The 6,991-nt window shown below is 70.2% G+C and carries 5 protein-coding genes; 2 read left to right on the top strand and 3 right to left on the bottom strand.

The genetic code is table 11. The annotated features are described in order from the left end of the window. Positions 1–171: 171 nt before the first annotated feature. Complete coding sequence (locus tag ACWELQ_RS33235) at positions 172–1,494, bottom strand: acetyl-CoA C-acetyltransferase (protein ID WP_452400995.1); 1,323 nt, start codon at positions 1,492–1,494, stop codon at positions 172–174. Positions 1,495–1,660: 166 nt separating this feature from the next. Here ACWELQ_RS33235 and ACWELQ_RS33230 point away from each other — a divergent pair, with 166 nt between their 5' ends. Both ACWELQ_RS33230 and ACWELQ_RS33225 read left to right on the top strand, forming a co-directional pair. Continuing rightward, positions 1,661–3,019, top strand: a complete 1,359-nt coding sequence (locus ACWELQ_RS33230) for a 3-oxoacyl-ACP reductase (RefSeq protein ID WP_452400994.1) — start codon at positions 1,661–1,663, stop codon at positions 3,017–3,019. After that, positions 3,016–3,885, top strand: coding sequence for a MaoC family dehydratase (locus tag ACWELQ_RS33225; RefSeq protein ID WP_452400993.1), 870 nt, complete (start codon positions 3,016–3,018; stop codon positions 3,883–3,885). Before ACWELQ_RS33230 ends, ACWELQ_RS33225 begins: the two co-directional genes overlap by 4 nt. Positions 3,886–3,999: 114 nt before the next feature. Here the strand turns inward: ACWELQ_RS33225 and ACWELQ_RS33220 are convergent, their stop codons facing one another. Both ACWELQ_RS33220 and ACWELQ_RS33215 read right to left on the bottom strand, forming a co-directional pair. After that, positions 4,000–5,607, bottom strand: a complete 1,608-nt coding sequence (locus ACWELQ_RS33220) for an FAD-dependent monooxygenase (protein ID WP_452400992.1) — start codon at positions 5,605–5,607, stop codon at positions 4,000–4,002. Positions 5,608–5,710: 103 nt separating this feature from the next. Further along, positions 5,711–6,991: DUF5685 family protein (locus tag ACWELQ_RS33215; RefSeq protein WP_452400991.1), on the bottom strand; the 1,281-nt coding region annotated here is incomplete at its 5' end.

Here is a 6,991-nt window from a genome sequence, read left to right as displayed (position 1 = left end):
CCCGTTCCACGACACTGTCCGCAGCGCGGTCGGCGGATACGACAGCGCCCGCATATCCGATCTGGCCCGCCGTACCCGGGATCTGGTGCTCCGCTGAAAGGGCGGTGCCCCGGTCCGTTCAGACCGGGGCTCCGCCTTCGAATCAGGTTCGGGGACAACGTCCCCCGCGTGCTAGCGCTCGACGATCGCCACGACGCCCTGGCCGCCCGCGGCACAGATGGAGACCAGTGCGCGGCCGCCGCCCTTCTCCGCGAGGTGCTTGGCGGTCTGGGCGATGATGCGGCCGCCGGTGGCGGCGAACGGGTGGCCCGCGGCCAGCGAGGAACCGTTCACGTTGAGCTTGGAGCGGTCGATCGGGCCGAGCGCGCCGTCGAGGCCCAGGCGCTCCTTGCAGTACTGGTCGGACTCCCACGCCTGCAGGGTGGCCAGCACCACGGAGGCGAACGCCTCGTGGATCTCGTAGTAGTCGAAGTCCTGCAGCTTCAGGCCATTACGAGCCAGCATGCGCGGCACCGCGTAGGTGGGGGCCATCAGCAGGCCGTCGGGGCCGTGGATGTAGTCCACCGCGGCGACCTCGGAGTCGACCAGGTAGGCCAGCGGCTCCAGGTTGCGCGAGGCTGCCCACTCCTCGGAGCCCAGCAGCACCGCGGACGCGCCGTCGGTCAGCGGGGTGGAGTTGCCCGCGGTCATGGTGGCGTCACCCAGCTTGACGCCGAAGACCGGCTTCAGGGTCGACAGCTTCTCGATGGTCGAGCCCGGACGCAGGTTGTCGTCACGGGTCAGGCCGAGGAACGGGGTGATGAGGTCGTCCATGAAGCCGCGATCGTAGGCGGCGGCCATGTTCTTGTGCGACAGGAAGGCCAGCTCGTCCTGCGCCTCGCGGGAGATGCCGAATTCCTTGGCGGTGATGGCGGCGTGCTCGCCCATCGAAAGTCCGGTGCGCGGTTCGGCATTGCGCGGGATCTCGATGCCGACCATGGACGGACGCAGGCGGCCGACCAGCTTCACGTAGTCGGAGTTCTTCTTGGCGCGGTTGGCGTCGAGCATCCACTCGCGCATGCCCTCGCTGACGCCGATCGGCGCGTCGGAGGTGGTGTCGGTGCCGCCGCCGACGCCGTTCTCGAGGCGGCCCAGCGCGATGCCGTCGGCCACGGTGACGATGGACTGCAGACCGGTGCCGCAGGCGAGCTGCAGGTCGTGCGCGGCGGTGTAGGGCGAGAGGGTGGAGCCGAGCACGCTCTCGCGGATCATGCCGTGCTCGCCGACGCGCTTGAGCACCGCACCGCCGACGACCATGCCCAGGCGTTCGCCCTGCAGGCCGAAGCGGGAGACCAGGCCGTTCAGCGCGGCGGTGAACATGTCCTGGTTGGAGGCGTGGGCGTACTTGCCGTCCGAACGAGCGAACGGAATGCGGTTACCGCCGAGGATGGCAACCGGGCGCGCCTGCTTGGTGGTCTTGGCCGCGGCCTTCGCCGAACGGGCTTTGGTGGTCACTCGAGTCTCCAGTGTCTCGTCGGTGGGATTTCCGGCACGTGCGCTACGCGCGTCGCTCGGTTTACATTAAACTTACTCTGGAGTAAGTTCATTGTCGACACCGTACCCCGCATATGTGCGCTATACCGCTATCCGGCGGGCCGAGACCAAGGAGAAGGTAGGAAACGTGGCTGCCAGCAAGAGCAAGGGCGCTCCCAACCTCTACGGATCTTTCGTTCACTCCGCCCCCGGCGCGTTCCTGGCCTCGAAGCTGGGTCTGCCGCAGCCGGAGACGCTGCGCCGCTACAAGGCGGGCGAGCCCGCCCTCCCCGGCCCGGTGCTGTTGGGCGGCAAGGGTCGCGTCGCCGACGCCGTGCGAAACCTGTTGGGCGACTACACCTTCGTGGACAGCGTCACCCCCGGCGTGAAGTTCGGCGCGCTCGTGTTCGACGCCACCGGCCTGCGCACCATCGAGGATCTGCAGCAGCTGTTCGAGTTCTTCCAGCCCGCCATGCGCAGCATCGCCGCGTCGGGTCGCGTGCTGGTCGTCGGCACCACCCCGGAGCTGGCCGGTTCGGTCGACGCCCAGATCGCCCAGCGCGCGCTCGAGGGGTTCACGCGCTCGGTCGGTAAGGAGCTGCTGCGCGGCGCCACCGCCAACCTGGTCTACCTGCACCCCGAAGCCGCCACCGCCGCAACGGGTCTGGAGTCCAGCCTGCGCTTCATCCTGTCGGGCAAGTCGGCGTTCGTCGACGGCCAGGTCTTCCGGGTCGGCAAGGACGACGCCACCGCCCCGGCTTCGTGGGATCGCCCGCTCGAGGGCAAGGTGGCCGTGGTCACCGGCGCCGCGCGCGGCATCGGCGCCACCATCGCCGAGGTCTTCGCCCGTGACGGCGCGACGGTGATCGTGGCCGACATCCCGGCCGCCGGTGAGGCGCTCTCGGAGACCGCCAACAAGGTCGGCGCGACCGCGCTCGCCCTCGACGTCACCTCCGCCGACGCCGCCGAGAAGCTCGCCGAGTTCGCCACCCAGCGTTTCGGCGGCATCGACATCGTCGTGCACAACGCGGGCATCACCCGTGACAAGCTGCTCGCCAACATGGACGAGGGCCGCTGGAACTCGGTGCTGAACGTGAATCTGGCTGCGCCGCACCGGATCACCGAGGGCCTGGTCGCGCGCGGCGCGCTGAAGCAGGGCGGCCGCGTCATCGACGTGTCCTCCATCGCCGGTATCGCGGGCAACCGCGGCCAGACCAACTACGGCGCGTCCAAGGCCGGCGTCATCGGCATGGTGAACGCCGAGGCCCCGAAGCTGGCCGAGCACGGCATCACCATCAACGCGGTGGCCCCCGGTTTCATCGAGACCGCCATGACCGCCGCCATCCCGCTGGCGACCCGCGAGGGCGGCCGCCTGCTGTCCTCGCTGCTGCAGGGCGGGCAGACCGTGGACGTCGCCGAGACCATCGCCTACTTCGCCTCCCCGGCCTCGAACGCGGTGTCCGGCAACATCATCCGCGTGTGCGGCCAGGCCCTGATCGGAGCATGATGTCGCAGACCATCAACCTCACCGAGGTGCCCAAGAACAGCGGCCTGTTCGTCAAGGCCGCCCTGGGCGCGCTGCCGGTGCCGGGTCTGTCGGCCCGCAAGCCCGTGCTGCCGGACCGCACCGTCCGGCTCGAGGGCTTCAAGGTCGATCCCGATCACCTCGCCGCCTACTGCCGGGCCACCGGCCTGCGTTTCGATGACGCGCTGCCGCTGACCTATCCGTTCGTGCTCAGCTTCCCGCTGGCCATGCAGCTGGTCGTCGCCCGCGACTTCCCGTTCGTGGCGGTCGGCGCGGTGCACGCGGAGAACGTCATCGAACGCACCCGCGAGATCTCGGTGTCGGAGCCGCTGGACTTCGAGACCCACATCGAGAACCTGCGCGAGCACCCCAAGGGCCTGCTCGTGGACGCGGTCACCGAGGTGAACGTGGGCCGGGAACTGGTGTGGCGTCAGGTCACCACCTTCCTGCACCAGCAGCGCACCTCGCTGTCGGGCGGGCCGAAGCCGGAACCCAAGCCGGACGAGGTGCCTCCGCCCCCGCTGAAGGCGCTGCGGGTCGATCAGAAGACGATCACCCGCTACGCCGGGGCCTCGGGCGACCACAACCCGATCCACACCTCGGGTCTGGGCGCCAAGGCGTTCGGGTTCCCGAAGCCGATCGCGCACGGCATGTGGTCGGCGGCCACCGTGCTCGGCGCGCTCGAGGGCCGGATCCCCGGAAAGGTCACCTACGCGGTGAAATTCGGCAAGCCGATCTTTCTGCCGTCGACGGTGAACCTGTACGCGGACCAGGTGTCCGGTGGGTGGGACATCTCCTTGAAGAACCCGAAGAAGGGCTACCCGCACCTGACCGCTACGCTGCGCTGACAGTGACGAGCCGTCACCCGTGACTTCGGGCCGGACCGCCGAGACGCGGTCCGGCCCGATGGGGGTGAAGAGCCGCACACTGTTCCACACCCGGATGTCGCCACGCAGGGGTTTCTACATCCGGCCGGAACGGTGTGCGGCTCTTGCATTTTCGCCGACCACCAGTTCCAGTACCTCGCGCAGCCAGGCCGGGGTGAGACCCGAGTCGGGGCCCGCGCAGATGTGCTGGTCGGGCCGCACCAGCACCGCCTCGCCCGCGGCCAGGCCCAGCCGTTCGGCGCAGTCGTCCGCGGGCAGCGCGTGCAGGGCGAGCTCGATGCCGGTGGCGCGCTGCGCGTGCGCGGCGGCCTCCCGCCACTGCCCGGCCGGGCCGGAGACCAGCAGGGTGAAGCCGGGACCGCACAGGTCGAGGGTGGAGGCGGTCCACCAGCCGGCGTCGATCCACCAGTGCGGCAGGCGGGTTCCGGTCTGCCCGCGCAGGGCGGGCACGTGCGGGGCCGGGTCCTCGACGTCCAGGACGGCGGTCGAGGCGTGGCGGTAGCGGGTCATGACCGTGGAGATATCGAGCTTGCGGGCCAGGTCGGCCGCATTGTCCGGGGTCGCGATGCCGTAGCGGGCCAGGAATTCGGTGCCCAGGCGGGCCTGCTCGACCGCGATCACCGCACGCGGACGACGTTCGGCCGCATAGGAATCCAGCAGGTCCGGACCGGCCGTGCCGCGCAGCGTCGCGGCCAGCTTCCAGACCAGGTTGTGCGCGTCGGCGACACCGGTATTGCCGCCGTAGCCGCCCCACGGCGCATGCCGGTGCGCGGCGTCGCCGACCAGGAAGACGCGGTCGCGGCGGTACTCGTCGGCCACGAAAGTGCCGGTGTCCCAGGCGCTTCTGGCCAGGATGGTGAGCTCGATATCGTCCGTTCCGACCATGGTGCGGATGGCGGCCGCGCAGCGCTCGTCCGGCCAGTCGGCGGGGGATTCGGTGGCCGGGTCGTATTCGATGTGGAAGGACCATTCGTCGGTGTTGTTCTTGGACAACACCAGTCCGCGCACCTCGGGGCCGGTGATCTCACACTGGCTGAAGCCGCGGCCGTCGAGGATTCCGGTGAGATCGGTGCGGGCGAACACATTCAGATAGTGATGCGTCGGCGACAGTTCCGTGCCGGTGATACCGAGCGCCCGCCGGATCGGGCTACCCGCCCCGTCGGCCGCGATCAGATACTCCGCGCGCACCGTGTGGCGCGCACCCGACGGATCCCGCAGCACCGCGGTCACGCCGTCCGCGTCCTGCTCGAATTCCACCAGCTCCGTACCGAATCGGAGATCCCCGCCGCGCTCCACGGCGGCCTCGGCCAGCACGGGTTCGAGCAGCACCTGCGGCAGGAACACGAACTCCGACGGGCTCGGATCATGATTCGCCATGGCCGCGCGCAGGTTCCCCAGATCCAGGGCCTCCGCGGCCACGACCGACTCACCCGTCCACGCCCCGCCGAACGTCCCAGCCTTCAACACATGCTTCGCGGCCTCCCGAATACGGTCCTCCACACCGACCTGCCGAAATATCTCGGCGGTCCGGACGTGCAGCCCGCGTGCGCGCGGCAAGGCGGAGGGCGCTGCCCGCCGCTCCACCAAAACATAGGGAAACCCGTGGTATTCGAGCAGCAGCGCGGCCGACAACCCGACCAGACCGCCACCCACCACCAGAACCGGAACTTCTGCCGTCGTCATGGTCCCAGACTGCACAGCCCCGCTTGCGCACCCCTTGCGCCGCGATCACACGGCCCTGCCACACGCTGTGTCCCCAGCGTCCAGGTCCGCTCCTGGCCGAAATTCAGCAGCCGCAGTCGCAACCGCAGCAGTCGCAGTCGCAGCAGTCGCCATCGCAGCAGTTGCAGTCGCATCCGCCGCAGTTGCAGTCGCAGCAACCGTGTCCGTCGCACATGTTGCAGCCGCTGCTCGCGGCATGATGGTGCGCTCCGCCGCAATGACAACCGTCGCAGCCATCGCAGGGGTTGCAGTCGCAGTGTTCGTACCCTGGCTGCTTGCGCCGACCACTGCACGGCCCGGTGTGCTCGGCACAGCAGGCGTATCCGGTGCAGTACTGGGTGCAGATGATGCCCAACCCTTCCAGCAAGCTCGGCGGCCGCGGGGGTGGGGGCGGTGGCACGCCTGGGCCGCCGGGTTGCGGCGTGAACGGTGCGCCGGGCTGGAGTGGCGGGGCGAATTGCGGTGCCGGGCCTGGATATTGCGGTGGCGGAGCCGGGTAGCCGGGTCCGCCCGGCGGGAATTGCGGGCCGGGGCCGGGCGGCCATGGTTGACCACTCCGCGCCGGTGTCCCGGCGTCGCGACTGCGGCAGGCGCCTGCGGAGCAACTGTGGACGATGCCCGCCGCCCGGCCCAGCTTGCGGACGACGCCGCCCAGCGGATCGAGCAGCATCCAGCGGATCTCGGCGGTGCGGTCCAGGGCGACGCGGGCCAGCGCCGCGCGGAGCAGGGCGTTCGACTCGGTCACCAGGGCGTGCGCCTGCTCCGGGGCGGTGCCGGTGGCGAGCAGCGGATTGAAATGGCCCAGGGCGCGGTCGGATTCGAGGTCTTCGAGGGCGTCGGCGAGGTGGGCGATGCGGCCGAAGTGCCAACCGGCCTCGCGGAGCGCCTCGGCATTCTCGGCGCGGTCGGCGAGGATCGCGGTGTGGGCGAACAGTTCGCCCGCGCAGAGCTGGGTCGGGCCGGTCAGTTCGTCGAGGGTGCTGTCCGGTGAATTCTCCAGTCGCAGCTGGGATTCGATGGCGGCGATGAGGGGATCCACATCCAAGCCCAGCGGGGCGGCGGACGCCCGGGCGCGGGCGTGCCAGCGGGTCGACACCCGGGTGAGCGGGCGGCGCGCCATCCGGTGCGCGTCGCCGTCCTCGACGTGGTCGCGAATCTTGGCCGCGCCCAACAGGAGTGAGGCGGTGGCCGCGAGCCGCACCCCGGGTGAGTCGGCCGCCACCACCGAGGCCCGCCGCATCCCCCGCAACGGGCAGGGCCCGGCATCCGTCCGTTCGGCGGGCCGTGATTGCTGTGCCTCGGTGAGGATCTCCAGCACGATGGCGTCGGTATTGGTGGCCGCCCG

Source organism: Nocardia sp. NPDC004722 (genome assembly GCF_053601505.1).
The sequence above is the reverse complement of the archived record's forward strand: the minus strand, read 5'-3'. Positions and strand labels throughout refer to the sequence as shown.

Excerpts from the sequence above, each read along its gene's own strand:
- ACWELQ_RS33225 (WP_452400993.1), top strand. The coding sequence starts at position 3,016 with ATGATGTCGCAGACCATCAACCTCACCGAGGTGCCCAAGAACAGCGGC.
- ACWELQ_RS33220 (WP_452400992.1), bottom strand. The coding sequence starts at position 5,607 with ATGACGACGGCAGAAGTTCCGGTTCTGGTGGTGGGTGGCGGTCTGGTC.